Source organism: Pedobacter sp. AW31-3R, from assembly GCF_052180285.1.
Taxonomy (GTDB): Bacteria; Bacteroidota; Bacteroidia; order Sphingobacteriales; family Sphingobacteriaceae; genus Pedobacter.
On record NZ_CP197475.1, the window covers coordinates 1,124,844 to 1,151,082 of the forward strand.

General features: G+C 44.5%; 13 protein-coding genes and 1 tRNA gene. 8 read left to right on the forward strand and 6 right to left on the reverse strand.

The features are described from left to right. The first annotated feature begins 4 nt into the window (after window positions 1–4). From ACSBL2_RS04705 to ACSBL2_RS04720, 4 genes are all read left to right on the forward strand, one after another. On the forward strand, window positions 5–1,306 hold the full coding sequence (locus ACSBL2_RS04705) for a TolC family protein (protein ID WP_442590510.1): 1,302 nt from the start codon (window positions 5–7) through the stop codon (window positions 1,304–1,306). Window positions 1,307–1,441: 135 nt separating this feature from the next. Beyond that, complete coding sequence (locus ACSBL2_RS04710; protein ID WP_442590511.1) at window positions 1,442–3,085, forward strand: DUF6377 domain-containing protein; 1,644 nt, start codon at window positions 1,442–1,444, stop codon at window positions 3,083–3,085. A gap of 202 nt (window positions 3,086–3,287) precedes the next feature. Continuing rightward, window positions 3,288–5,573: a beta-glucosidase BglX gene (bglX, locus tag ACSBL2_RS04715; RefSeq protein ID WP_442590512.1), complete on the forward strand. Its 2,286-nt coding sequence runs from the start codon at window positions 3,288–3,290 to the stop codon at window positions 5,571–5,573. Window positions 5,574–5,589: 16 nt separating this feature from the next. Beyond that, window positions 5,590–7,803: a glycoside hydrolase family 3 C-terminal domain-containing protein gene (locus tag ACSBL2_RS04720; RefSeq protein WP_442590513.1), complete on the forward strand. Its 2,214-nt coding sequence runs from the start codon at window positions 5,590–5,592 to the stop codon at window positions 7,801–7,803. Between the two features lie 154 nt (window positions 7,804–7,957). Here the strand turns inward: ACSBL2_RS04720 and ACSBL2_RS04725 are convergent, their stop codons facing one another. Both ACSBL2_RS04725 and ACSBL2_RS04730 read right to left on the reverse strand, forming a co-directional pair. Next, a complete protein-coding gene (locus tag ACSBL2_RS04725) occupies window positions 7,958–8,272 on the reverse strand; it encodes a SelT/SelW/SelH family protein (RefSeq protein ID WP_442590514.1) in 315 nt (104 codons plus the stop codon). Between the two features lie 32 nt (window positions 8,273–8,304). Next, on the reverse strand, window positions 8,305–10,884 hold the full coding sequence (locus tag ACSBL2_RS04730; RefSeq protein WP_442590515.1) for a zinc-dependent metalloprotease: 2,580 nt from the start codon (window positions 10,882–10,884) through the stop codon (window positions 8,305–8,307). Between the two features lie 636 nt (window positions 10,885–11,520). Between ACSBL2_RS04730 and ACSBL2_RS04735 the strand changes: the two genes are divergently transcribed. From ACSBL2_RS04735 to ACSBL2_RS04750, 4 genes are all read left to right on the forward strand, one after another. Continuing rightward, a complete protein-coding gene (locus ACSBL2_RS04735; RefSeq protein ID WP_442590516.1) occupies window positions 11,521–12,651 on the forward strand; it encodes an aldo/keto reductase in 1,131 nt (376 codons plus the stop codon). Between the two features lie 175 nt (window positions 12,652–12,826). Continuing rightward, a complete protein-coding gene (locus ACSBL2_RS04740) occupies window positions 12,827–17,161 on the forward strand; it encodes a cobaltochelatase subunit CobN (protein ID WP_442590517.1) in 4,335 nt (1,444 codons plus the stop codon). Between the two features lie 24 nt (window positions 17,162–17,185). Continuing rightward, the gene (locus ACSBL2_RS04745) at window positions 17,186–19,276 is read left to right on the forward strand and encodes a magnesium chelatase subunit D family protein (RefSeq protein WP_442590518.1); all 2,091 of its coding nucleotides are present in this window, start codon (window positions 17,186–17,188) and stop codon (window positions 19,274–19,276) included. Between the two features lie 133 nt (window positions 19,277–19,409). Further along, on the forward strand, window positions 19,410–20,615 hold the full coding sequence (locus ACSBL2_RS04750) for an ABC transporter substrate-binding protein (protein ID WP_442590519.1): 1,206 nt from the start codon (window positions 19,410–19,412) through the stop codon (window positions 20,613–20,615). 254 nt (window positions 20,616–20,869) lie between these two features. Here ACSBL2_RS04750 and ACSBL2_RS04755 read toward each other — a convergent pair whose 3' ends face one another. The 4 genes from ACSBL2_RS04755 to ACSBL2_RS04770 form a co-directional block, all read right to left on the reverse strand. Further along, window positions 20,870–22,327, reverse strand: coding sequence for a cobyrinate a,c-diamide synthase (locus ACSBL2_RS04755; protein ID WP_442590520.1), 1,458 nt, complete (start codon window positions 22,325–22,327; stop codon window positions 20,870–20,872). Between the two features lie 115 nt (window positions 22,328–22,442). Further along, a tRNA-Arg gene (locus ACSBL2_RS04760) sits at window positions 22,443–22,514 on the reverse strand. Between the two features lie 163 nt (window positions 22,515–22,677). Then, window positions 22,678–23,235, reverse strand: a complete 558-nt coding sequence (locus ACSBL2_RS04765) for a hypothetical protein (protein WP_442590521.1) — start codon at window positions 23,233–23,235, stop codon at window positions 22,678–22,680. Window positions 23,236–23,371: 136 nt separating this feature from the next. Continuing rightward, a complete protein-coding gene (locus ACSBL2_RS04770) occupies window positions 23,372–26,221 on the reverse strand; it encodes a thiopeptide-type bacteriocin biosynthesis protein (RefSeq protein WP_442590522.1) in 2,850 nt (949 codons plus the stop codon). Window positions 26,222–26,239: the final 18 nt, after the last annotated feature.

The following is a 26,239-nucleotide window of genomic DNA, read 5'->3' on the forward strand; positions in this document are numbered from 1 at the left end:
GACTATGCGTATTATATTCTTAAGTATATCTCTATTCATTGGTAGTGCTGCTGTAGCTCAGGAGCATAGCATCACCTTACAACAAAGTAAAACGGCTGCCCTGGAGTACAGTAAGGCCATTAAAAATGGACAGCTGAACATTGAATCTGCTGAATCCGGTAAGAAAGGGGCAGCAGCCAGCTATCTGCCTTCGGTAAGTGTGACGGGAGTTGGTGTTTATGCTTTTAAAGACATCATAGGTGCACCATTGGTGCCGCAGGGGATCAATAACTTCTATTTCGCAGGTGCCACGGCCTTACAGCCCCTTTATGCAGGCGGTAAGATTGCGACCGCAAATAAACTGGCAGCCATGCAGGTTGAAGTCAGCCGTATCCGGGCCAGGCAATCGAAAGATTCCGTGCTGCTACAGACGGAACAGAAATACTGGAACCTGGTGGATTTACAGGAACAGCATAAAACACTGCTGGCCAATGAAAAATTCCTTGACCAGGTATTGAAGCAACAAAAGGACATGCTTGCTTCGGGCCTGATTGCGCGAAATGATTTGCTGAAGGTCAATGTTCAGCGCAGCCGCCTGTTACTGAACAAGAGTAAGCTGGAAAATGGACAGCAAGTTGCCCGGCTCGACTTTTGCCTCTACGTAGGTATTCCGTTTGATTCCCTGCTGATTGCCAGGGACACGTTTAACATTGCCGGAAGTCCGGCAGCACAGCCAAAAACTGGTTTGCACCGTTTACAGGAAGCAAAACCTAGTCTGGACTTAAATGAAAACAATGATTACCAGTTGCTGCAAAAGAGTATAGAGGCAGAGAAACTGCAGACCAGGCTCAGTAAGGCTGATCTGCTGCCAAGTATTGCGGTAGGGGTAAATGCAGGACAGGCCGGTGTGATCGACAGAGGCATTGGAAGTACGTTTATGCCTCTGGCTTTTGGGACGGTGAGTATACCGGTTTCAGAACTATGGGGCAATGGTAAACAAAAAGTAAGGCAGCGGGAAATCAGTGAGCGTATTGCAGCGAATAATTTTATTGATGGGGAGAATAAACTGAAGGTGGGGATCATGAAAAGCTGGTACGACCTTACGGATGCACAGAAACAGATTGTCTTTGCCAATGAAAGTATCGCTCAGGCTACAGAAAACCTGAAGGTGACGAATGATAATTATTCCAGCGGACTGGCGGGAATCACAGAACTAATGGATGCCCAGGCGGCTTATCAGCAGGCACTCAGTGATGGGGTGACTTCTTATACAAATTATGAGAACAAACAATCCAGCTACCGGTACATTACAGGTAAAATGGAATAAAATGTGCCTTATTCAGCATATTTTAACGCTAAAACAAAAGGCCGGATCAACATGAAAATGATCCGGCCTTTTGTTTTTTCATCCTGTCATAAGCTAAAGTATGCCTATCTTTGTCCTGTGTCATATAACGGCTTTGTGAAAAATATCTTTCTGTCTTTTCTCTTCTTCCATTTATCTTTCGCTGTACATGGTGCTCCACAGGATACCATTTATACCAGACTGAATGAGGCTTTAGTGAAGAAGCCTTATTTTGTACGGCAGAAAGAAGAGAAAATAGCTGGCCTGAAGCGTATCCTGTCGGGTAACTTATCCCTACAGGGAGAATATGATTGCAATCAGCTGCTGTTCCAGGAATACCGGAAGTTCAGGCTGGATTCAGCGATACGTTATGTGGAAAGAAACCAGCAAATTGCCGGCGTCCTAAAAAACCAGGAACTCGCTGATCTGGCGAAATTACAATTGACCACCCTCTATTCCTCATCAGGGAGATACAGGGAATCCGAGCTGATCCTTAAAAGTATAGTTAAAGATAAGCTCGCAGCGAGATTGCTTCCCGCCTATTATGAGAGTTATATCCAGTTCTTCGAGCATTATTCCACCAACATTTACAGTGATGTCTATATACAGTCGATAGAACGCTACCGCGATTCCTTACTGAAAGTCCTTTCGCCTTCTTCCGTGGCCTACAAGATTAACCTGGTGCAAAAGGATTTCCACCGGCAGCAGCTCAGGGCAGCCCAGAAAAGTCTTCTTGAACTGTCGAAAACGGTTAAAGAGAACGATACTGACTATGCCATGATCGTGTATCTGCTGGGAAGGACCTATGAACTGCAGCAGAATAAAGCACTGGAAGAAAAATATTACGCTTATTCAGCAATTGCTGATATCAGGAACTCGATAAAGGACAATGCCTCCATGCAGCACCTGGCATTGATTTATTATGAAAGAGGCCATATTGACCAGGCATTTCAGTGTACCCGGTCAGCCATTGAAGACGCCATTTTCTGCAATGTTAAATTCCGCACGCTGCAGATGTCCGAGATCTTTTCCATTATCAATACCGCCTATCTGAATAAGGAAGCAAAAGGAAAAGAGCAGCTGCAGACCTACCTTTTAATGATCAGCTTCCTCTCCATTTTTCTTATCCTGGCCGTGATGTATGTGTACAAGCAAATGAGAAAGGTATCAAAGATCAAGGAACAGCTTGACCTGAGCAGTAAAAAACTGGCAGAGCTGAATACCGATATCAGCAATACCAATGACCAGCTGAATGAGCGGAATGCACAGCTGTCAGAATCCAATCATGTAAAGGAAGAATATATTGCACACTTTTTTGACCTCTGCTCTGCCTATATTGGTAAGCTGGAAAATTACCGTAAATCCCTGAACAAAAAGGCTACGGAAAAACAGCTGACAGAGTTGTTTAAAATGCTCAAGTCGACTACCCTGGTGGATCAGGAACTGGAAGAATTGTACAAGAATTTTGACCGTATTTTCCTGAATCTTTACCCCACTTTTGTGAAGGATTTCAATTCGCTGCTGATTAAAGATGAGCAGGTCGTTCCCAAACATGGTGACCTGCTGAATACGGAACTCCGTATTTTTGCACTGATCCGTCTGGGGATTACCGACAGTGTAAAGATCGCCGCATTCCTCCGTTACTCTATCAGTACAATTTATAACTACCGTTCACAGGCAAGAAATAAAGCGGCGGTTTCCCGCAATGAGTTTGAAGAAATGGTTTCCAAAATAGGGAATATCCCCGGAAAAATGTACTGAAACCTTTCTTGATCTACTACTTTTTCTTGTTATTTTAGATTGTTAATGCTTTGTTTTTTAGTGTTTTGTGATTCGTTGTGGCTACTTTTTTTTGTCAGCAATTTCAGATCGCGGATAACCTTTTAGTTTTGCAACGGGATTTCCGTCATCGCACAAATCCTGATACAGCAGGCAAGCTGTATGCAGATCAAATAGAACAAGTATGAAAAAGGTATTGACATTCATTTTTGTCTTTGCATTCATGATTTCCCTGAATGCACAGCAAAAAACAAAAGATCCCAAAATGGATAAGTTCATCACTAACCTGATGAATAAAATGACATTCGAAGAAAAGGTTGGACAATTGAATCTTCCGAGCGAAGGTGATATTATTACCGGACTGAGTAAAAACAGCAATATCAGTGGAAATATCAGGAAGGGCCTGGTTGGCGGAATGTTCAACATTAAAGGAGTGGATAAGATCAGGGAAATTCAACGTATTGCCGTTGAGGAAAGCCGCCTTAAGATCCCGATGTTATTTGCGATGGATGTGGTACACGGTTACGAAACTGTTTTTCCAATTCCATTGGGTATTGCCTGTTCCTGGAATATTGATGCTATTGAAGAATCTGCACGTATCGCCGCAACTGAAGCTAGTGCAGATGGGATTTGCTGGACCTTCAGTCCGATGGTGGACATTGCCAGAGATCCCCGCTGGGGCCGCGTATCAGAAGGTAGCGGGGAAGATCCTTTCCTGGGTGGAAAGATTGCACAGGCGATGGTGAGAGGTTACCAGGGAAAAGACAATTCCTTTTCTGAGAAAAGTAATATCCTGGCTTGTGTGAAACATTTTGCACTTTATGGTGCTGCAGAAGGAGGAAGAGATTACAATACGGTGGACATGAGCCACCTGCGGATGTTCAATGATTACCTTTACCCTTATCAGGCTGCTATAGATGCCGGAGCAGGTAGTTTAATGGCCTCATTTAATGTGGTGGATGGTGTTCCTGCTCATGGTAATAAATGGTTGCTGACTGATGTCCTGAGGGATCAATGGAAGTTTAACGGGTTCACCGTAGCAGATTTTGGTGGTATTGCAGAAATGCAGGCACATGGCCTGGGTGATATGCAGACGGTTTCTGCACTTGCACTGAATGCAGGCCTGGATATGGATATGGTAAGTGAAGGCTTTCTGTCCACATTGAAAAAATCTGTGGCGGAAAATAAGGTTCAGGAGGAAAAGGTCAATATTGCCTGCCGTCGTATTCTGGAAGCAAAATATAAACTGGGATTATTTGCAAATCCCTACAAATATTGTGATGCCTCCCGTGCAAAGAAGGACATTTACACCAAAGCAAACCGTGCCATTGCACGCAAAACGGCAGCAGAGAGCTTTGTGCTCCTGAAAAACCAAAATAACCTGCTTCCTTTAGCAAAAAAACAAACTATTGCCCTGATCGGCCCTTTGGCGGATACCCGTTCAAATATGCCGGGAACCTGGAGTGTGGCAGCGAAACTGGATGCTCCCGCTACAGTGCTGGAAGGATTAAAATCAGTTGCCGGAAAGGATGCTGCAATCTTATATGCGAAAGGAAGTAACCTGACGACAGATGCTACACTGGAAGCAAATTCTACTTTATTTGGGCGCAGCCTTAACCGCGACCAACGTACAGATGAAGAACTTCAGGCAGAAGCGCTTAAAATAGCCGGACAGGCAGATGTGATTGTTGCTGCAATGGGGGAATCTTCAGAAATGAGTGGCGAGTCCAGCAGCCGTACCGATATCGGCATTCCGGAGGTCCAGCAGCGATTGTTAAAAGCATTATTGAAAACAGGGAAACCTGTAGTACTGGTTCTTTTTACCGGACGTCCTTTAACCCTGGTATGGGAAAATGAAAATGTCCCTGCCATTCTGAATGTGTGGTTCGGTGGAAGTGAAGCGGCTTATGCCATTGGTGATGTTCTTTTCGGAGCGGTGAACCCAAGTGGAAAACTGGTTTCTACCTTCCCGCGCAGTGTAGCCCAGATCCCGCTCTATTACAATCATTATCCTACAGGCCGTCCGGCAGCTGACAATGGGTTTGAAAAATTCCGCAGCAATTACCTGGATGAAAAAAATGCACCGCTGTATCCTTTTGGATATGGATTGAGCTATACACAGTTTACTTATGGAGATATTCAGCTGAGTGAGAAGTCGATGACTGATAAAGGAGAAATTACGGCTTCCGTAACGGTTAAAAATACCGGAGAAGCAGCTGGAGCAGAGACGGTTCAGCTGTATATCCGTGATCTGGTGGCCAGCACTACAAGACCGGTAAAAGAACTGAAGGGCTTTGAAAAGATCAGTTTAAAAGCCGGGGAGACTAAAACCGTAAGCTTTAAGGTAAGTCCTGAATTATTGAAGTTTTATAATTCAAAACTCGATTACGCCTTTGAAGCCGGAGAATTTGAACTGATGATCGGTGGCAACAGCCGTGATCTGAAGTCTGCCAGATTTGTATTACAATAAGTTATTCTATAAAATTATGTTGAGAAAAATCAGATTAGTGACGATGCTGCTGGTGATGGGCGCTTTTGGTACACAGGCCCAGGATAAACCAGTTTATTTAGACGATACAAAACCTATCCAGGCGCGTGTGGAAGATGCCCTGTCAAGGATGACTGTAGAGGAAAAAGTGGCGATGTGCCATGCGCAGTCGAAATTTAGTTCTTCCGGGGTTCCACGTCTGGGGATTCCTGAATTCTGGATGACCGATGGTCCGCACGGCATCCGTCCTGAAGTATTGTGGGATGAATGGACGCAGGCAGGATGGACGAATGATTCCTGTATTGCCTTTCCGGCATTGACCTGCCTTTCTGCTACCTGGAATAAAGAGATGGCTTTGCTTTATGGTAAATCGATAGGAGAAGAAGCTCGGTACCGCAATAAAAATGTATTGCTGGGCCCTGGGGTGAATATCTACCGCAGTCCGCTGAATGGCCGTAATTTCGAATACATGGGGGAAGATCCATTCCTGTCTTCAAAAATGGTGGTTCCCTATATTCAGGGGGTTCAGCAAAATGGTGTTGCTGCATGTGTAAAACACTTCGCTTTAAATAACCAGGAGACAAACCGCCATAAAGTGAATGTGGTGGTAGATGACCGTGCATTGTATGAAATTTACCTGCCGGCTTTTAAAGCTGCGGTGCAGGAAGGAGATGCCTGGACCATTATGGGGGCATATAACCGCTACAATGGTCAGCAGGCCTGTCAGAATGAAGTACTCCTGAAAAAAATCCTTAAAGGCGAATGGGGATTTGAAGGCGCTGTCGTAGCCGATTGGGGTGGGGTAACCAATACCAAAGAAGCGATTTTCAATGGTATGGACATGGAGTTTGGTACATGGACTGATGGACTTTCTGTTGGAAAAAGCAATGCTTATGACAACTATTATCTGGCCGATCCATACCTGAAACTGATCAAATCCGGCGAAGTAGGGACAACAGAACTTGATGATAAAGTACGCCGTATCCTGCGCCTTGCTTTCCGTACCACGATGAACAATGCTAAGCCTTATGGATCATTCGGAACAGAAGCGCATGCCATGGCAGGCCGCAGGATTGCAGAGGAAGGAATCGTACTGCTTCAGAATAAAAACAATATCCTGCCGATTGACTTGAACAAGACGAAGAAAATAGCTGTAATTGGTGAAAATGCCATCAAAATGATGACTGTAGGTGGCGGAAGTTCTTCGTTAAAAGTTAAATATGAAGTCTCACCGCTTGATGGACTAAAGGAGAGATTCGGCAGCAAGGCTAAAATTGTATATGCACGCGGATATGTCGGAGATCCTTCCGGCAGTTACAATGGTGTCAATTCCGGTCAGGATTTATCGGAAAAACGCTCTGCTGCAGAACTGTTGGCTGAGGCACGTGACGCTGCTAAAAATGCAGATATGGTGATCTTTATTGGTGGATTAAACAAAAGTGATAACCAGGATGCAGAGGGCATGGACCGTTTGAGTTTAGGTCTTCCCTACGAACAGGATAAACTGATTACTGAGTTGCTTAAAGTGAATAAAAACCTGGTGTATGTGAATATTTCCGGTAATGCAGTGGCGATGCCATGGGTGAAAGAAGTACCAGGCATTGTACAGGGCTGGTTTTTAGGTACAGAAGCAGGAAATGCCCTGGCTGCGGTACTGGCTGGTGATGTGAATCCTTCAGGAAAACTGACTTTTACGTTCCCGGTAAAACTGGCAGACAATGGTGCACATGCTTTAGGTGAATTTCCAGGCAAAGATGAAGTGAAATATAACGAGGGAATTTTTGTAGGTTACCGTTGGGCTGACAAGCATAAAGTAAAACCATTGTTTAGTTTCGGCCACGGATTGAGCTATACTACATTTCAATATGGTAAAGTAACGGCTGATAAAAGCAGTATGTCTGCTTCAGATAAAATCACTTTTTCCGTGAAAGTTAAAAATACAGGTAAGAAATTAGGCGCCGAAGTTGCCCAGCTTTATATCAGTGATCTGAAATCTTCTGTTCCAAGACCTGTTAAAGAGTTAAAAGGATTCGAAAAAACGGTACTAAACCCTGGAGAAGAGAAAACGCTGACTTTTACAATTGATAAGGCTGCATTGAGCTTCTTTGATGCAGACAAACATGAATGGGTTGCTGAGGCTGGTGATTTCGAAGCCCTTATCGGTGCTTCTTCTACAGACATCAGAACTAAAGTGAAATTCACGCTGAAGTAAAAATCAATTATACTGAAGCGTTCCGGTGATCAAGTATCGGATGCTGAAAATTTAATTGTTTTTGAAGGATATACTTCAGAACAAAAAAACAGGCTGATCATGATTGATCAGCCTGTTTTTTATATCATGAATTTGATCTGCAATGCTCCGGTTGTCAGGATGCTGATGGGGCTGTTCCATCAGCATGATGAACAGGTTTGTCAGAATGTCCCAGATTTTTATCCGGACTAATCACATCGCGGACAAGTTGCTTGAGTTCCTTAATTTCCGGAAAGCGACCTTTATCTTTTCTGTCGAACACGGTGACCCCGTCAATACTGATGATAAAAGAACCACCTGTTTCACTGGGTTGTAACAACACACCATGTAGTTCATCGGTAAATGTAGTCAGTAACTCCTGAGCCATATAGGCTGATCGCAGCATCCAGCCACATTTGGGACAGTATTCAATGTTAAGGGTAGGTTTCATAAGCGCTAATTTAGCGCTTATGAAACTAATCTTTATGATTTACCTTTCAAAATATCATTGATACGTACCTGTAAATCCTGCAGGTGATATTTGCTCATTCCTGTAGCGGCAGGAATTGCGGCACGGATATCTTTAGCCAGTACATTCAGCTGTGCGCGACTTATACTCGACACATCAGAAGCTGTTGGATCTGCTGCAGCCCTCATACCCGGCATTCCCATACCCTGGCCTGATGGTGCAGCTGCAGGTGCAACTAATCTGCTTAAAGAAGCAACATAGGCTTTCTGAAGATTTCTTCTATAAACATCGATTGTTTTATGCGTATATAATTCTGACCAGATGCTGGTCTTCAGATCTGAAAACAGGTTCACTGCAGTGTAAGCTTTTGCTCCGTTCATTTCCTCTGCATTGATCAGTTTACCGATGGTAGCCGCGTTTAATAATCTGCTTAATACACCAGTCTGTATGTTCTGAAAGGCATCTGTCGGATTCACGCCGATCTGCTGCAGCAATGCTTTATTAATTAACCAGCTTGGTGTAGTAAATAACTGAACATGTAAGAAGGTCATGGCTTCTTTCTGTTTTGCGAAAGGTACTGCCTGGAAGGTCGCACCACTTTGCTCAACTGTATGAGGCGTTGTGTATACACCACCGACATTTTTGACTACATGTCCCATGTACCTGCCATACTGACCAATCAATTCAGTATACATCGTTTTGGCATTGTCATAACCTTCATTTGGTTCTTTTGTCCATTTGATAATGTTGGGCAGGATACGTTTCAGGTTTTTTATGCCGTAGGCAGAAGCAAGCATGGCATTGTCACCAAGATCTTCATTCTGGTTACGCGGATCATTGGGATCGCTTTCCGTACCAAAAGTCAGGCGTTTGTTGGCTGCCAGACGGCTGATGATGGTCTTGTTGGAATAGGCTTCTTCTTCCTGTGGTGTTTTAAATTGTGGCATCCATCTGTAGCCCCATTCTATTGCCCACATGTCATAATCACCGATTCTTGGATAAATACCTTTGGCAGTGATCCCGTCTTCCGGTTGGGCAACATAGTTGAAACGTGCATAGTCCATGATAGATGGCGTATGTCCGTTTTTCTCTACCCATTGTTTATCACGCAGTTTCTCTACAGGAACGGTTGCTGAAGAACCAAAGTTATGGCGTAAGCCTAAAGTGTGGCCAACTTCATGTGAAGAAACAAAGCGGATGAGTTCACCCATAAGTTTATCATCAAATTTCATCTTTCTGGCCTCCGGATCAATTGCTGAAGCCTGAATGAAATACCAGTTCCTTAACAACAGCATGATATTGTGGTACCAGTTGACATGGGTTTCCAGAATTTCTCCGGTACGCGGATCATGCACGTGCGGTCCGCTTGCATTTGGAATGGATGAAGGTTTATACACAATGACATTATGCCTTGCATCGTCAATACTCCAGGAAGGATCATTCGGTGCTTCTTTCGCAACAATAGCATTTTTAAATCCGGCCTTTTCGAAAGCCACCTGCCAGTCGTTTACACCCTGGATCAGGTAAGGAACCCATTTTTTTGGGGTCGCAGGATCGATATAGAATACAATTTGTTTTTTAGGTTCTACGAGTTCACCTTTTTTATATTTCTCGATGTCTTCATCCTTCGGTTCTAAACGCCAGCGGGTGATCATGTTCAGGTCTTTTATTCCCTGGGGGTTGGAATCAAAATCAACATACCCTGCTGCGAAGTAACCTACACGCGGATCAAAGAACCTTGGTTTCATTTCATCGGCAGGAAGTAAGATCATTGAGCTGTTCAGTTCATAGGTTGCAGGGGTGGGATTCCCGCCGCCACCGCCACCAGGTCCGCCAGCACCAGACATCATCTGTGTCGGTGATTTGGAGTAGGTTTTTACCGTTCTGATCTCAATGTTTGTCGGGTGCGACTTAATTTCTGTGATGTAACTGCGGTCGGGCATCATCCCACCCAATGATAATCCTCTTTTTGCACTCGGGTCAAAAAAGAAAATATCATTGTCACTGTTCATGTATTCTGTTACATCAATGACTGTACCTTTTGCTCCCGATACCGAGTCTTTGGCAAAGGCTTTGATTTCAAATGAGGCTACCAGAGGCTGAACGTTAGAGTTCATGACCGATTTGTACAATCCCTGTGCTGTCGTATCGGTGGAGCGCTCTCCATAAGAAAGACTTTTCAGGAACAATTTGTTCGATGGGCCTTTTTCGAATGAAATCACATTGTCACCGATCTGGTCGCCACCATAACCGGACATATTTGCACGGTTGCCTGCTGCTGCTTTACTGATCCTGTTTACCGTCAGGATTGCTCTGCCCAGCAGGGAGTCAGGAATTTCGAAGAAATAACGTTCCTCTATTTTGTGTACTTTAAATAATCCGTTTTCTGTTTTTGCTTTGGCAGTGATGATTTCTGCATAAGGCCTTGGTCCGGGACCCGATGGTGGACGGTTGACCGCATTTGGATTTGCTCCGGGTGCTACAGCAGCGACAGGTGTCTTCCCTTTATTTTTCCCTTTTGCCGGGCGCTGTTGTGCAAATGAATGATAACTGGCTCCTATAAGCACCAGTGCTATCAAATTGAGTTTTTTCATTAGAATATAATTGATTTTTTAGTAGTTTTTATTGTTGCTTTGGCCCTCAAGCTGCCTTCGGCGGTTTAATGGTGATGAAGCTACCATGCCTATTCATTGCTATTTTTTTAGTGGCAGGTGCATGATGGTTCCATCGTTTATTTGTATGTTTTAATTGATTATACGATAAGTCTGTTTCCTTCATTTTAATCATGAATTCAACATTAGTCGTGTTTTATAGGAGTTATCTAAAAGATAAAGTCGTTTCGAGCATGTTCAGCCGTTTTTCTAGGCCAGATTTGCCCGAAAAGCAATTGCATGTGCTGCTCTTACTGAGAATACAGTTCAGGAATAGTTAATGGCATGCAATTTAGTGATAAAAAACAATTGTAAGAAGTAATGGATATGAAATATCATCGGACTACGCAGTTTAATTGCCTTTAGAACCATAATTTAATGTGGTTTTCATATGTAAGTAGTTCGTTACATGGTTTTTTTTTTGAATATTAAAGAATATGACCATATTCAATGGCAGATTAAGGGAGCAGCTGATTTACTCCCCAATTCCATGCAACAATATTGGTATGAATATCAAGTAGCCTGTTCTTAGCACGATTTTTGGAGCTTCTACTGTTTTACAATTACTATTCAGATGCTATGATTAACAGAAGAAACTTTATCTCAAACGCTGTGGTTGGTGCCGCAGCAGTAGCCCTTACCCCAATTATCCCTGCTTTTGCGGCAGATTTGCCGGTAGAAGCAGGTTCAGCAGTTCCTTCAGTAGAAATGGATAAAACCGATGGAGTTCACTATAAACCCAATGTGAATTTTGGATTGGGTGGTGTGGCGATAGGAAATGGGTTTAAACCTACAACTGAGAAAGAGGCAGAGGCAGCGCTGGAAGCGTCCTGGAATGCAGGAGTAAGGTATTTCGATACGTCGCCATGGTACGGACTGGGTTTGAGCGAACGTCGTTTCGGGCATTTCCTGCATGGGCAGAAGCGTGAGGAGTATGTGATTTCTACCAAAGTCGGTCGTGTCCTGAAAGCCACAAAAACCCCACCTAAGGCATTATGGGTCAATCCTTCGCCTTTTATCCATAGTTATGATTATACGGCCAGTGGTGTTCGCCGTTCGGTAGAAGACAGTTTACAGCGCCTTGGCATCGATAGTCTGGATATTGTGTATATCCATGATCTTTCCGAAGATAATGGAGACCTGGGGAAAAACTGGCTGCAGCAGTTTGAAATTGCAAGAAAGGGGGCCATGCCTGAATTGACCAGGATGCGTGAAGAAGGGCTGATCAAAGGCTGGGGACTGGGGGTGAATACCATAGAACCGATACTGAAGACACTGGAAGTGGCAGATGCAGATATTTTTCTTTCAGCAACGCAATATTCAATGATGTACCATGAGGATGCATTGAACCGTCTGTTTCCTGCAATTGAGAGGAAAAAAGCAGCTGTTGTAGTTGGTGCCCCGTTAAATGCGGGGTTTCTGGCTGGGGTAGACCGCTATGATTACAGGGGTAAAATGCCGGCAGGTTACATGGAAAAGAGAACAAGGATGGAAGCTATTGCCAAGGCACACGGTACAGACCTGCGCACGGCAGCCCTTCAGTTTTCTGCAGCTCCGGCATGTGTGGCTGCGGTTATTCCGGGAGCAAGGACAGCAGAACAGGCAAAGCAGAATGCAGACTCAATGAAGGCTAAAATCAACTCAGATTTCTGGAAAGAACTAAAACAGGAAAAATTGATTGCCGCAAATACAGCTGAACCTGCGGCTTAAGATAGAGCCTGTTTTTTGCAAAACCGCCGTATATTTTTGACCAGGGCTGTAATGATCACACAAAAAGAGGATGAACCTGTAATTCAGGTTATCCTCTTTTTTATTCGTGAATGGCAATGAAATTCTTAATACTTTTGGCCAGTGCCGGTCCCGGACTTTAATCAATTCAAGAACAATGGCTGAAATTAAGAGGCAACGTGTAACAAGAGCAGATGGTAAAGCGATTAACCTCGTGCAACGGAGAGGCCACCTTTCCTATTGTTACAATGCCTGCTGTTGCGGAAGGACCGATAAGGGGTACAGCGCTGTTCCGGTCGATTTGTACAAGGGGGAATGGTTGCGCCGGAAACTGCGTAATGTGGTACACATGACCAAAGGGGGCTGTCTGGGCCCCTGTACACTGGCCAATGTCGTGACGCTTTTGTTTGACGGTCGTTCAGTATGGTTTCATTCCATCAACAGCGATTGGCAGGTTCTGGCCATTTTCGATTATATTGACAGCATGGTTCATGCCGACGGTTTTCTGGTACCTCCGGCAGAGCTGAATGAATATGTTTTTCAGTTTTATACCTGGAAAGGTCCGGAAGCACCAGGTTTGTCAGCACCAGCTGAACAGGCGAAGGAAGGCATTGTCTTTTTAAGCCATGCAGATACCGATCTGCTGACCCTCCACCGTGCCCTCCAGTCGCTGCCGGAAGACTTCCCCAGAACATTGGGGATTAACCTGCTCGCCGTAAAAACAGAAGCACATATGTTGCAGCTGCTGGAAAGGGAAATCGCGGGAGCGAAGATTATTCTCCTCCGGATTTTAGGCCGGCCAAGTAGTATTCCTGGATTTTCTGAACTCGTACAGCGGGCACAGGCACAAGGCCAGCAGCTGATGATCATTAGCGGAACCAATGACTTTAATCCGGAATATGCCGCAGCTTCTACTGTTGATCCCTCCATCTTACAGGAAACACTGGATTATCTGGATGCCGGGGGACATGTCAATATGGTTTCTCTTCTACATTTCCTGTCAGACCGTTTGTTGATGACAGGTTTTGGCTTTGATCGGCCTGTAACATTGCCTCAGCATGGAATATATCATCCCGACCTGCCGGAAAATGCAACTATAGCCGATTGGCTGTCCAGAAGGAATCCTGATTTTGCAAGTATCGGAATCACCTTTTACCGGGCCCATTACATGAGCGGAAATACAGCATTTGTAGATGCGCTGATCAGGTCGATGGAAGATCGTGACCTGAATGTATTGCCTGTGTATACGGCTTCCTTAAAATCAATGGAAGCAGATTCGGAATGGCCGGCAGCTTTCAGTTTTTTCAGGGATGGACAGCAGACTATCATAGATGTATTGGTCAATACGGTGTCTTTCGCCATGCAGGATGCCAATGCTATACATACAGGTAATGGTATCCTTAATCAATTAAATGTCCCTATCCTGCAGGCGATTACCAGTGGTATGGGGCGCGGGGCATGGGAGTCATCTCCCAGGGGATTAAATCCGCTGGATACGGCAATGAATGTGGCTATTCCGGAGTTCGACGGGCGTATCATCACCGTTCCTGTATCTTTTAAAGAGAAGGGGAGGGAAGCCCATGGTTATGAATCGCTTGAAGACCGTACTGACCGGGTGGCGGGACTTGCATTTCGTTTTTCAAGGCTTCGCCATTTACCGAACAAGGTTAAAAAAGTGGCTTTTGTATTCACGAATTCGGGGACTAAAGCTTCCCAGATCGGCAATGCTGTCGGCTTGGATGCACCTGCCTCGCTGATGCATATGCTGGAAGCCATGCAGGCTGAAGGATACCAGATCAGTGACCTGCCTGCTTCCGGTACACAACTGATCCATGACCTGGTGAACAGGTGTTCCTATGACGAGCAATACCTTAGCGCCCAACAGCTGGAAGATGCTGTAGGAAGTGTGTCATTTGATCAATATAAGCATTGGTTTAAAGAACTGCCGATCGCTTTACAACATAAAATGGAGAAACAATGGGGGGATGCCCCGGGAAAATCCTATGTCCATAACGGACATATTTCTTTTGCAGGTATTGAATTCGGGAATGCGCTGGTTGCTTTGCAGCCACCACGCGGGTATGGTATGGATACTGATGCGATCTACCATCAGCCAGACCTGGCGCCTACCCACCACTACCATGCTTTTTACCGCTGGCTCAGGAGTAGCTGGGGAGCAGATGCCATTGTCCATGTAGGAAAACACGGTACCCTGGAGTGGCTGCCGGGGAAGAGCATCGGACTGTCTGAAAATTGTTTTCCGGATGCTTTTCTGGCTGATCTGCCACTTTTTTATCCTTTTATTATCAATGACCCCGGTGAAGGTGCACAGGCGAAACGCCGTGCCCATGCTGTTGTTGTCGACCACCTGACTCCGGCAATGACTTCAGCCGATAGTTACGGAGAGCTTGCCCTGCTGACCCAGCTGGTTGATGAATATTACCAGGTGGAAACGCTTGACCCTTCAAAATTACCGCTGTTGCAGCAGCAGATATGGAACCTGATTAAACAAACCAATCTTGACCAGGACCTTTCAGCTATGCTTAAACGTGACCATGGAGACCATGTTCATGAATGGGACGATGAGATGACTCCTGAAGGGGTTCCGGTCAGTATTGCCGAGATGGATGGCAAGGATATTGCCCATCTGATTGAGGATATTGACGGTTATCTCTGTGAATTGGGCGCCGCACAGATCAGGAATGGCCTGCATATCCTTGGACAGGCACCGGAAGGAGAGGCGCTGATTGATATGTTACAATCTTTAACCAGGCTGTCTAATATTGGGGTTCCTGGTCTTTCTGCCGCTGTGGCTTCACTTTTTGGGTATGACATCAACGATCTTCTGGATAAAAAAGGACAGCGGCTGGAGAAGGTAGCGCAGGATTTTACGGCACTGGCCGGTAGGCCAGTAATGACAGCCAGTGATGCGCTGGAGGTGATAGATGAACTGAGTAAACATCTGCTCCAGCTGATGTATGCACGCCATTTCGATAAAAGATATATTGAACAGTCATTTGGTCAAACATTTGGCCGGGAAGCGGGGAGGCATGCTGAACCTGCTACCTTAACCCAGGAGCATTACCCAGATACGGGTACTGCGGACATCCTAAAAGTGATGGTGTATATCTGTGATTTCTTAATGCCCAGTCTGGGAAAAACCTATGATGAAATCAACAACCTGATGCATGGGCTGTCAGGAGGATATATTCCTGCTGGCCCAAGTGGTGCACCGACACGTGGAATGGCACATATTCTGCCTACAGGAAGGAATTTTTACAGTGTTGACCCCCGGGCTTTGCCGTCTCAGGCAGCATGGAAAGTAGGCCAGCAATTGGCAAAGGAAGTGCTGGACCGCCATCTCCGGGAAAAGGGATTTTATCCCAAAAGTGTGGCGATTAGTATCTGGGGAACCAGTGCCATGCGGACCCAGGGGGATGATGTAGCTGAGATTCTGGCATTATTGGGGGTCAGACCAGTATGGCAGTCGGAGAGCAGGCGTGTGATAGGACTCGAACTGATTTCCCTGGAGGAATTGAACCGGCCAAGGATAGACGTGACAACAAGGATCAGCGGTTTTTTCCGCGATGCCTTCCCCCATTTAATCGACCTGATTGACGAAGCTGTACAACTGGTACTGACAGCAGAGGAGCCGGAAGCGGATAATTTTATCAGGTCACATTATCTGAAAGACCTCGCGGAGTTCAGTGCGGCTGACCTGTCCCTTGAAGAAGCGGAAGCAAAAGCTTCCTACCGTATATTCGGTTCTCCCCCGGGAGGGTATGGTGCCGGAATACTGGAGCTCATCCAGGAACGGAACTGGAGTACTGATGCGGATTTTGCTTCTGCCTATATCAACTGGGGTGGTTATGCCTATTCCAGAAGTACAAATGGTACGGATGCAAGGGAGGAATTTAAAAAACGGCTTTCAGCTGTGGAAGTTGCCCTGCATAATCAGGATAACAGGGAACACGATATCTTTGACAGTGATGATTATCTGCAGTTCCATGGTGGAATGATTGCTTCTATCAGAAGCCTGACAGGGAAACAACCGAAAAGCTATTTCGGGGATACGCAGCACCCTGACCGGTCGACCGTGAGAGACCTGAAAGAGGAGGTTTTGCGTGTATTCCGGTCGAGGGTCGTTAATCCCAAATGGTTGGAAAGCATCAAAAGACATGGATATAAAGGTGGACTGGAGTTGACAACCACGGTAGATTATATGTTTGGTTATGATGCAACGGCAAAAGTTATGGACGACTGGATGTATGATAAAATCGCTGAAACGTATGCACTGGATCCTGGAATGCAGGAGTTTTTTGCTGACAGTAATCCATGGGCATTACATGCCATCACGGAAAGGTTACTGGAAGCTGTAAAACGGGAAATGTGGTCTGCTCCGAAGGAGATACTGGATAAATTAAAAGAACTTTACCTGAAAACAGAGACTTTACTGGAGGAAAGAAATGAGGTTGGATCAATTACTGGATAGAGTCATAAAACGGGAATATAAAATATGAATTACCCATTCACAGCGATAGTAGGGCAGGAAAAACTAAAGAAGGCATTAGTGTTGTGCGCAATTAATCCGGCTATTGGCGGACTTTTAATTCAGGGAGATAAAGGCACGGCTAAGAGTACCGCCGCCCGGTCATTGGCGGAAATTATCCCGCCAATGTCCAGAATAGCAAAGTGCAGGTTTAACTGTACTGAAGATAAGCCGCTCACCATTTGTGAGGTCTGCAACCGGCCGGACAGGACGCTGGAACAAGTGAAGGTGCCCTTTGTCAATCTGCCCTTAGGCGCAACCGAGGAGCGTATTTTAGGGAGCCTGGACCTGGGAGCAGTGCTGGTAGAAAAAAAGAAGAAATTCCAGCCAGGATTGCTGGCGTCGGTACACCGTGGAATACTTTATATTGATGAGGTCAATCTCCTGCCTGATCACCTGGTCGATGTCTTGCTGGATGTTTCCGCAATGGCAGAAAACAGGATTGAGCGGGAAGGCTTGTCACTGAGCCACCCTTCGCGATTCACACTCATTGGTACGATGAATCCTGAGGAAGGGCAGTTAAGGCCACAATTTCTGGACAGGTTTGGTTTGATGGTGCATGTGGAAGCCCCTGCAGATGTGACGGAAAGGACAGAAGTGGTGCGCAGAAGAATCGCATTTGAGACTGATCCGGAAGTATTCAGGAGCCGTTGGGAGTTGAGTCAGCAAAATTTGCAACATCAGCTGCTGAAAGCCAAACAATTACTTCCTAAGGTTAGACTGGATGATGACCTGCTCAGCCTAATCAGTGAACTGACAACAGTGATGGAGGTCAGGAGTCTTCGTGCTGATATCGTTGTCTATAAAACAGCAATTACCCTTGCCGCTCTTCATCACCGTACAGCAGTTAACAGGGAAGATATACTGGAAGCCGCTGAGTTGGCACTGAGCCATAGGAGCAGGAAAAAAACGGGATACCCCACACCGCCATTGAAGAATAATACCCGCAAAGATCATCGGGAGAATGGAGAACCTGATCAAAATAAATCTGGTACAACTGCAGGGCAGCCTGAGCCGAAGATTAAAAATCCTGAGCCTTCGGCTGAAAGAAATGAGCAGGAAAGCAAGGGGCGGTCCGGCCAGAAAGAGGCACCTGGTTATACAGGGGAGGGGAAAGCGACTGAAAATGAATCTGATCAGGGGCGCCAGTCTGGAACAGAACCTGAATGCGGTGATGAAAATTATTGTGGTTCAGCTGAGGATAATGGCACTGAAGGCGAAGAAAAAGGTGCAGCGGAGCAGGTTTTTAATGCTGGTCTGTCCACTGCTGCATTGCCAAAAATTCAGGCCCTGGATGTTCCTGTGATAGATAGTCCTCAGGAAGGCAGGAGGAATGTCATTCCGAATGTAAAAAGAGGCAGCTATCAACGTGCAGAACTGGTTGGGAATACCAGTGATATTGCTATTGAGGCGACAGTAGTTCATGCTCTCTTAAGGAACCCTGATCAGTTTGACATTTCAGCAGAAGATCTGCACCATAAAATACGGTCCGGCAAGACCAGTAATCTGATTTTATTTGTCGTAGACGCTTCAGGATCCATGGCGGCAAGCAAAAGGATGGAAGCCGTCAAAGGAACCGTATTTCAGCTGTTAACGGAAGCCTATGAGAAAAGAGATACTGTAGGGGTAATCGCTTTCCGGGGGATAGCGGCACAGATCTTACTGGATCCTACACAAAGTATTGACCTTGCCAGGGAGGCGATGCGAAATTTACCAACAGGCGGGAGAACACCCCTGCCCCATGCTCTGCAAACAGCCATTGGGCTTTTATCGGAGTACGATGGTAAAAAAGGTTATCACCCCATCATGGTCATCCTTACCGACGGAAAGGCAAATGTACCTGTAGCAGGGACTGGCGATGATCCATGGAGCCAGACGCTTACTTTTGCTGCGCAGCTAAAAGCGATGAATGTCCAAAGCCTGGTGTTGAATTCCGGTTCCGGTTATTTACAGTTGGATAAGGCTGAAGCGCTGGCAACAGCCCTCGGTGGGCAATACCAATCGCTGGAAGATATTTCCGCAGAACAATTGACCCCCATAGTGAACAGGCTCTCTTAATAATCGATATGGGATACTGCAGGTTCCCGAATCATAGGCAGACTGAACAACTGAAATTATAAAAAATCTGGTGTTATAAAACAAAGAAGCTCATGCTGTTAAAATGAGACCGCTATTGAAAAATTAAATATTCATGATAAGAAAAAGATGCTTTTTTACCTGCGTTGATCATAAAACCTTTCTACAGGCATTCATTGCTGGCCTGCTGATGTCCGTAGCTCTATTATTCAGTTCTTGCCAGCAAGAGCTGTACAGGGGGAATTCAGCCGGACAAAAGAAGGAATCGCCAGTTGGAAAAGCAGCTATCAGGTATGCAAAAGGCTTTAGTATTCTTTATTACAAAAACTTCAGCCTGGTCAATGTCTATCATAATGAGGGCCAGTCAATGGATACCGCCGAGTACTTGTTGATTAAAAGGGGGGCAGCTATACCTGATGGTTTTCCTGCTGCGCAGGTGATAGAAACGCCTGTAAGGTCTGTGATAGGCATGTCATCCATGCATGTCGGATTAATAGATTTTGCCGGGGCAGCACAGTTGCTTATTGGTCTGGGGAACCTGAAATATGCAAGCTCGGCTGTTGTGAGGGCTAATATTAAGTCAGGCAAGGTGAAAGAAGTCGGGCAGGAAAGCAACCTGAATAATGAGCTGGTGCTGACGATGCATCCCGACCTGGTGATGGCTGTAGGGAATGTCCATGCAAAAGCAAACAGGTTTAGTGTATTGACCCAGGCAGGGATTCCCGTCATTCAGAATTCAGAATTTCTGGAAAGTACGCCATTGGCCCGTGCCGAATGGGTAAAGCTGATGGGGGTTTTAACTGGTAGGGAGGAATTTGTGAACCAGAAATTCAATGCTGTTGAAGCTGAGTATAAACGATTGGTGAAACTTGCGGCGAATACCATAGATAAACCACATGTCATTACAGGAATGCCGGTTAAAGGCACCTGGTATGTGCCCCAGGGTAATAGTTATTTAACACATTTTCTGCAGGATGCTGGCGGTTATACGAAATGGACCGGGGAGAAGGGAATTGGAAGTTTGCCACTTTCTTTTGAAATTGTTGCGCCGGAAGCGCTTAAAGCAGATTATTGGCTGAATATAGGATATGTAAATACGAAGGATGAAATGACGGGCAGGGATGTCCGCTTTGCTGACTTCAAGCCATTTAAAAATGGAAATGTATACAATTTTAATAAGAAGGTCAATGAGATTGGAGCCAATGATTACTGGGAATCGGGTGCGGTCAATCCGCAATGGGTATTGGCCGATCTGATTAAGATTATTCATCCGGAATTGCTACCCGGGCATGAACTCATCTATTATAAACAACTGAAATAGTTTACCTGATCCATCCTTTTCAACAGGACCTTTAAAGGTACTTCTGATATGCTGTCCGGCAGTTTCTTCTTTTGATGGTGACTATGTTATTTGTGTATTGATATCTTTAATTTTTTTGTATCAATGTATTTAGGTTTCTTTATATGTCTATGTATTGGTATAGAGATGTTATTAAGTCAAGGTTCTTTGAGGTAACTATATTTTGATGTGGATATGCCTTGATTCGCTGATGTTTTTTATCCTAACCTATTGATTTATATGTCGAAAAAGAGTCTTTCTATAGCATTGATTTTATCTCCAAAATACAGGTGGAAATAACTTGCCAGGACAGTTTTGGTTTTGAAAACGGGTAATTGCAACAATTCGTTGCGGGCATTCCATACTTTCACAGCGGTCTGGTCTGAGCTTAAAACCGGCTTAATCCTGTCTTTTGATTCTTCATTTACGGTAAGTTTTCTCCTTCTGAATTCCTCTGCAGGTAGTGTTGCCGAACCTGCGATTTCTATAAACCGGGAATAATGAAACTCATGGCCATGCAATACTATCCCATCAATATTTAATCGTTTGTAACCGATGGATAGCTTCTTTTGTTGCATCCCTGTTGCCATATCCAGCAATCCGACCATGGGATAGATTTTTCCCTGTTCATCTGTAATGTATTTTCCGAGGTACATCATCCCCCCACATTCAGCCAAAATTTTACCACCATTCTGGTGATAGGCGTACAATTGGTTGATTAAGGTTTTATTGGCTGATAGTGCTTCCAGGTGCAATTCAGGATAGCCACCAGGTAAATAGATGAGATCTGCATCAGGTAGTATACTGTCAGAAAGTGGACTGAAATAACCCACTTCTCCAATGGCCGACAGCGCCCTGACGTTTTCCGGATAGATGAAGTTAAAAGCTTCATCATAGGCAATGAGCAGGCGCTTTTTTTTATTGGAACCTGGTACAGGGTGGGTGAGCCCTACTGGATCCGGAATGGGCTCCTGGTTACGATTTAAGGGTTGAAATGAGGTATTGGTCGCCTGTAACAACAGCTCCAGGTCAATATGTTGTTTGATATGGTCCGCTGCCTGTTCAATGATCGATTGATGATCTATTTCCATTCCTGTTTTGAGTCCCAGGTGTCTGGATGGGAGGTGTATACCGGAATGATCTGGTAAATAACCCAATGCGGTGATCCCGATATCCTGAGCGGCTTCTTTCAATATCCGGTAATGTGATTCGTGTTGTACAAAGTTAAAGATTACCCCGGCGATATGGATGTCTGTGCACAGCGTTTTAAAACCCAGTAGGAGCGCAGCAACGGAATAAGCCATGGCTTTGGCATTGATGACCATGATGACCGGAAGGTGGAGTAACCGGGCGAGGTCGGCACTGCTACCTTCCATTTTAACAGCCCCGTCAAACAATCCCATTACCCCTTCCGTGACCGTAACGTCGGCTTTGCTGCCATAACGGGCATACATGTCCTGAATGTGGCTGTCCTCCATCATAAACCTGTCCAGATTGATACTTTTTTGTCCGGAGGCCATCGTGTGCAACTTTGGGTCAAGGTAATCAGGACCGCATTTAAAAGGCTGTACATTCAGTCCCCGCTGGGTTAATGCGTTCAAGATCCCTAACGTGACTGTCGTTTTCCCTGCTCCACTGTGTGGTGCTGCAATTAAAAATTGAGGTTTCGTCCTGGGTACTGTTATTGCTGTCATGTGAGCCGGAATGTGAAAGGTATAACCAGGTCTATCTTTTGAACCACTTTCATAAAAATAGGCAATAAAAAACCGCCTGACATAATTTTAAGGTCAGGCGGTTTTTATTAAAAAGTGTCCCCGACGAGATTCGAACTCATATCGTTGGTACCGGAAACCAAAATTCTATCCATTGAACTACGGAGACAAGACCGCAAATATATAAATTAGTATGGGGAATTCTTAAATTTAGCTCAAATTAAACATTTTTAAATATTTCAGTTAAATGATTCCAATTTAAGGCGTTTAAAACCAGTATGATGTGATAAAAGCTGAAACAGCCCTATAGCTCTTTTGGTACCCTATGTTTTTTAATCCCCTAAGTTACCCGTAATAGACAGGATCTCAAATGTATAGGTTAATGAGGTCTTGCTTTTCTCATACCACTCAAGCGCATCCCAGCAATTCTCGAATTTAGATTCATACATGTTATTTTTGACATCCCGGCAGAAAGCAATCACCCCATGGTCTTTCCATGGCCTGACAGTGGAAGAGAGTTCAATAATCGGAGTTGATCTCCCTTTGGTGACCAATGCGGTTTTGAAGCTATTGATGATATCCGTCATGAGCATAAAATGGGATTCACTATCCCTGTACAAGTCGGGATATAAATCCTGTTTATGCAATTTGTGTATATTATCTTCCAGTTTGACTGCCTGTTCCAGGAATGACTTACGAATGCGGTCAGCCTCCTGGTCAGGTTCCAGAAGCTGGGCCTTTAATGCCTGGACGGTATCGAGAGACTTTTTCATGAATGCTTTACTCTCTAATGTTTTAGTCTTCAGGTGTTTTAGGTGGGCAGCCTGAAAGGCTTCAATTGCCTGCACAGTGGTCATCAATAGCGATGAACCGTTAAAAAAAATCTTCATAGGATCCATAAAACCATTTTTTAAGCGGCCCAACTAAGAATATCCGACAGCTCCACCATGTTACCGCTATGTAAAAATAATAAATTTGTTGAATTCAAGTATATGTTAATGAATTAATTTTATGATTATCAATTCATTAACGATTGGTTTGTTCGCTATTTGGTAAATCCATGTTTTTTTGCCGCCCTATACGTGTCTTCAGCATTTTTGTCAGATAGTGATAAATCACGAGTTCATGCATGCGTTGATCTACATAAAAAAGCCTGTTCACATGCATATGGAATAAGTCAGTTAGGAGTGTCTTCGCTTCTTCCGCATCGGCTGAAGAGATCACATCCAGTGCGGCATCCCGGATTTTTAATAACTGCTCTTCTGGAATCGTCCTGATCTTACCGTTGTCGTGATCTGTGTTAAATGTCCGGTAGGACTGGTTGATCTTTTTGTGTCCCTCAGCACCAATTTTCATTTCCCTGTCGAAAGCTGACGCCATCCCCTCTGCTAATGAAAGCTGTTGTACCAGGCTGTAAGAAGCTCCGCAAAGGATATAACCGATAAGCTTTAAAGAGATGGCATATAACTCTGGTATGGTAAAATTATATTTTAATATGTCCATGACCAGTTCACTGTTGATACAGAAGTAGCTTTCTGCCAGATGGATCCGTTGTGCACCATACCTGTCATTTTCCCGCTTATATATTTTAAGCTGTAAATCTGCTATAACACCGCTCAATATATCTGGCTGCAGTGTTTTAGAAAGCTGGTTCATGACTTCATACCCATCTTTGGGATCTTTCAGCCTCAATCTTAATCTGATATGATCTGAAGGAGAATTATAGCGGATAAAAAACCACTCTTTTATTTTATCATTCAGTCCGGCAATGAATCTCTTGATGCTGAACTGTAAAAGTGCATTACTTCGGGAAGCATGGCAATAAATCTCAGCGTATAACCACTCTCCACCTGGTAAATACATTTGTGGTACAGGTTGGCCAGCTTTCCTGAGTTCATTTTTCTTTAGGGGATAAGGCGTGTAGAGTTGTTGCTGGTGTGAAAGCGTGACAATAAATTCAGATAAATAAGGCTGTTGATCCTCATCCTTGATGACAGCGTTTACGGGGATAAATGCTTCTTCTACATAGTATTCGGATTTATTCCTGCAGTAGTTCAGGAAAGAAACCTGGTCTTCTTCACGATCAGTGTTAAAACATAAAATCTGATCACCATTCCCACATTTAAAGAACTTCCTTGGGCCTATACCTGTAGATTCCAGCCAGGAACTGAGTGCCTTGAATGGAAGTGCCTTGTAATGACAAAGTTCTGATGGAACCAGCCATTTTGCAGGGGAGAGTACCAGGTTTTTGTATTGTATCCGGGGATAGAAATCGAGCCCAGGCAAGACTTGTTCCGGATTTACTGTTAGGGCGAGATGAACATTTTGGTGTTGTAAATCTGACAAAAAACGGAAAATTGTGAGATCGGAACGCGTGTAATTGTATGCAGAGGCAAGTCTTGGGATCAGTCTTTTCTGGTGTTTGATGGAATGCAATACCAGCTCCTCTCCGGTAACAGAAAGTACAATGTCATCTAAATCGAGTACCTGATTGCTTTCTGTCCAGGTTAAGATCGGAAGCTCATACTTGTACAATGATTTCCTGCGGTTAATGTTGTCGACATGTTTTTCTGCCTGGTAAGCGATATCAAAGAATATGACATCAGGATTGGCTTGTTCTTCAATTTCTACCAGTTCCTTTCCTTTTTGAATTAATTCCTCACTTACCAGTGTAAATCTCCCCAGCAGGGCATTTGCTGTAACCCCTCCGATCTGACTGGTCACCATCAAATCATCACAAAAGGTAATCAGGCTGCTGGTGGTATTGGCTAAGGTGGCCTGGGGAGTGATCTCAATCCCTTTATAGTTGTCCAGTTGTATAGTTTCCTGCCGGGACAGCTGATTCAGGATATATTTGTATAAGGCTGTAATTGGCTGACCTGTATTCACCTGCTGAGACAGGCTTTCCTTTTTAAGTTCTTCAACCAATTCATCCTGTCCGCTTTCCTGTTCAAAAGCCATATAATTTACACCCAGTTCAGGATCTATGGCGACTAATAAGGGAACTGCCTGATGCTCAAACCTCGCCAGGAATTTGTTGCGAAAGTCATTCAAACCAGCATTTTTGCGATAGGGTATATGTTTACAGAGGAAATTTGCTAATTCGGCCAGGACCTGAAGCTTTTTTCCATTGAGCTGGCCCCTGTGTACTTTTCTTTCCGCAATGATATAATCTCCGTGTTTTATGGGGTGGACACTTCCAATACGGTTAAAATATTCACTTCCGGTAATGTTGGGATGGAAGTCGCTGAAAAAAAGCTGTAATTCAATGAATTGTTCCAGAAGAAACTTGATAGTCACCTCATTCAACTGGTGTTCTTTTTCCAGGTAATTCTTAATTTCATCTACCCTGCGTGGGGTATGGCAGTAAGCCAGGGTATCTAAAATTATTTTGTTGCTGTTCACTTCTGACAATTCAAATGTTCCTTCCACAAAGCTGATATAGCGGATCTGTTTGCTGCATAGATAGGCGGAAGTATTGGCACGCAGGAACCCCGCATTTTCCAGTAACCACACAGGATTAAGATTGACCTGTTCTTTTTCAGACCAGTCGGGGAACCTGTAAGTCACGGGCCCTGCCGTTTGTATGATTGGTGTATCCTCTTCTTTACCTACCGGAACAAGGGAGAAGGTGGCAAAGTTACCAAATGGCGTAGCCCTGAACTGAGCCCTGTTGAAATACTTCCATAAAGTGAATTTTATCTTTGGCTCCAGCAGCTGCAGCTCATCGCTTTTATAATTTTTAATAATATCAAAAAATGCGGGGGATGCTTCTTCAATATATAATTTGAGATCATTCCATACCTTTTCGATTTTAACATCAGATGAAAAAATAGGGGTACGGCATAAGCTGAAGGGGTGTATCGTTAGTTTCATAAAACGTTTATATTTTTT

Bases quoted from the DNA above. Each gene is read 5' to 3' on its own strand.
- ACSBL2_RS04740 (WP_442590517.1), top strand. From the start codon at position 12,827: ATGGCTGAAATTAAGAGGCAACGTGTAACAAGAGCAGATGGTAAAGCG.
- ACSBL2_RS04765 (WP_442590521.1), bottom strand. From the start codon at position 23,235: ATGAAGATTTTTTTTAACGGTTCATCGCTATTGATGACCACTGTGCAG.
- ACSBL2_RS04725 (WP_442590514.1), bottom strand. From the start codon at position 8,272: ATGAAACCTACCCTTAACATTGAATACTGTCCCAAATGTGGCTGGATG.
- ACSBL2_RS04735 (WP_442590516.1), top strand. From the start codon at position 11,521: ATGATTAACAGAAGAAACTTTATCTCAAACGCTGTGGTTGGTGCCGCA.
- ACSBL2_RS04730 (WP_442590515.1), bottom strand. From the start codon at position 10,884: ATGAAAAAACTCAATTTGATAGCACTGGTGCTTATAGGAGCCAGTTAT.
- ACSBL2_RS04745 (WP_442590518.1), top strand. From the start codon at position 17,186: ATGAATTACCCATTCACAGCGATAGTAGGGCAGGAAAAACTAAAGAAG.
- ACSBL2_RS04720 (WP_442590513.1), top strand. From the start codon at position 5,590: ATGTTGAGAAAAATCAGATTAGTGACGATGCTGCTGGTGATGGGCGCT.
- ACSBL2_RS04750 (WP_442590519.1), top strand. From the start codon at position 19,410: ATGATAAGAAAAAGATGCTTTTTTACCTGCGTTGATCATAAAACCTTT.
- ACSBL2_RS04755 (WP_442590520.1), bottom strand. From the start codon at position 22,327: ATGACAGCAATAACAGTACCCAGGACGAAACCTCAATTTTTAATTGCA.
- bglX (WP_442590512.1), top strand. From the start codon at position 3,288: ATGAAAAAGGTATTGACATTCATTTTTGTCTTTGCATTCATGATTTCC.
- ACSBL2_RS04705 (WP_442590510.1), top strand. From the start codon at position 5: ATGCGTATTATATTCTTAAGTATATCTCTATTCATTGGTAGTGCTGCT.
- ACSBL2_RS04770 (WP_442590522.1), bottom strand. From the start codon at position 26,221: ATGAAACTAACGATACACCCCTTCAGCTTATGCCGTACCCCTATTTTT.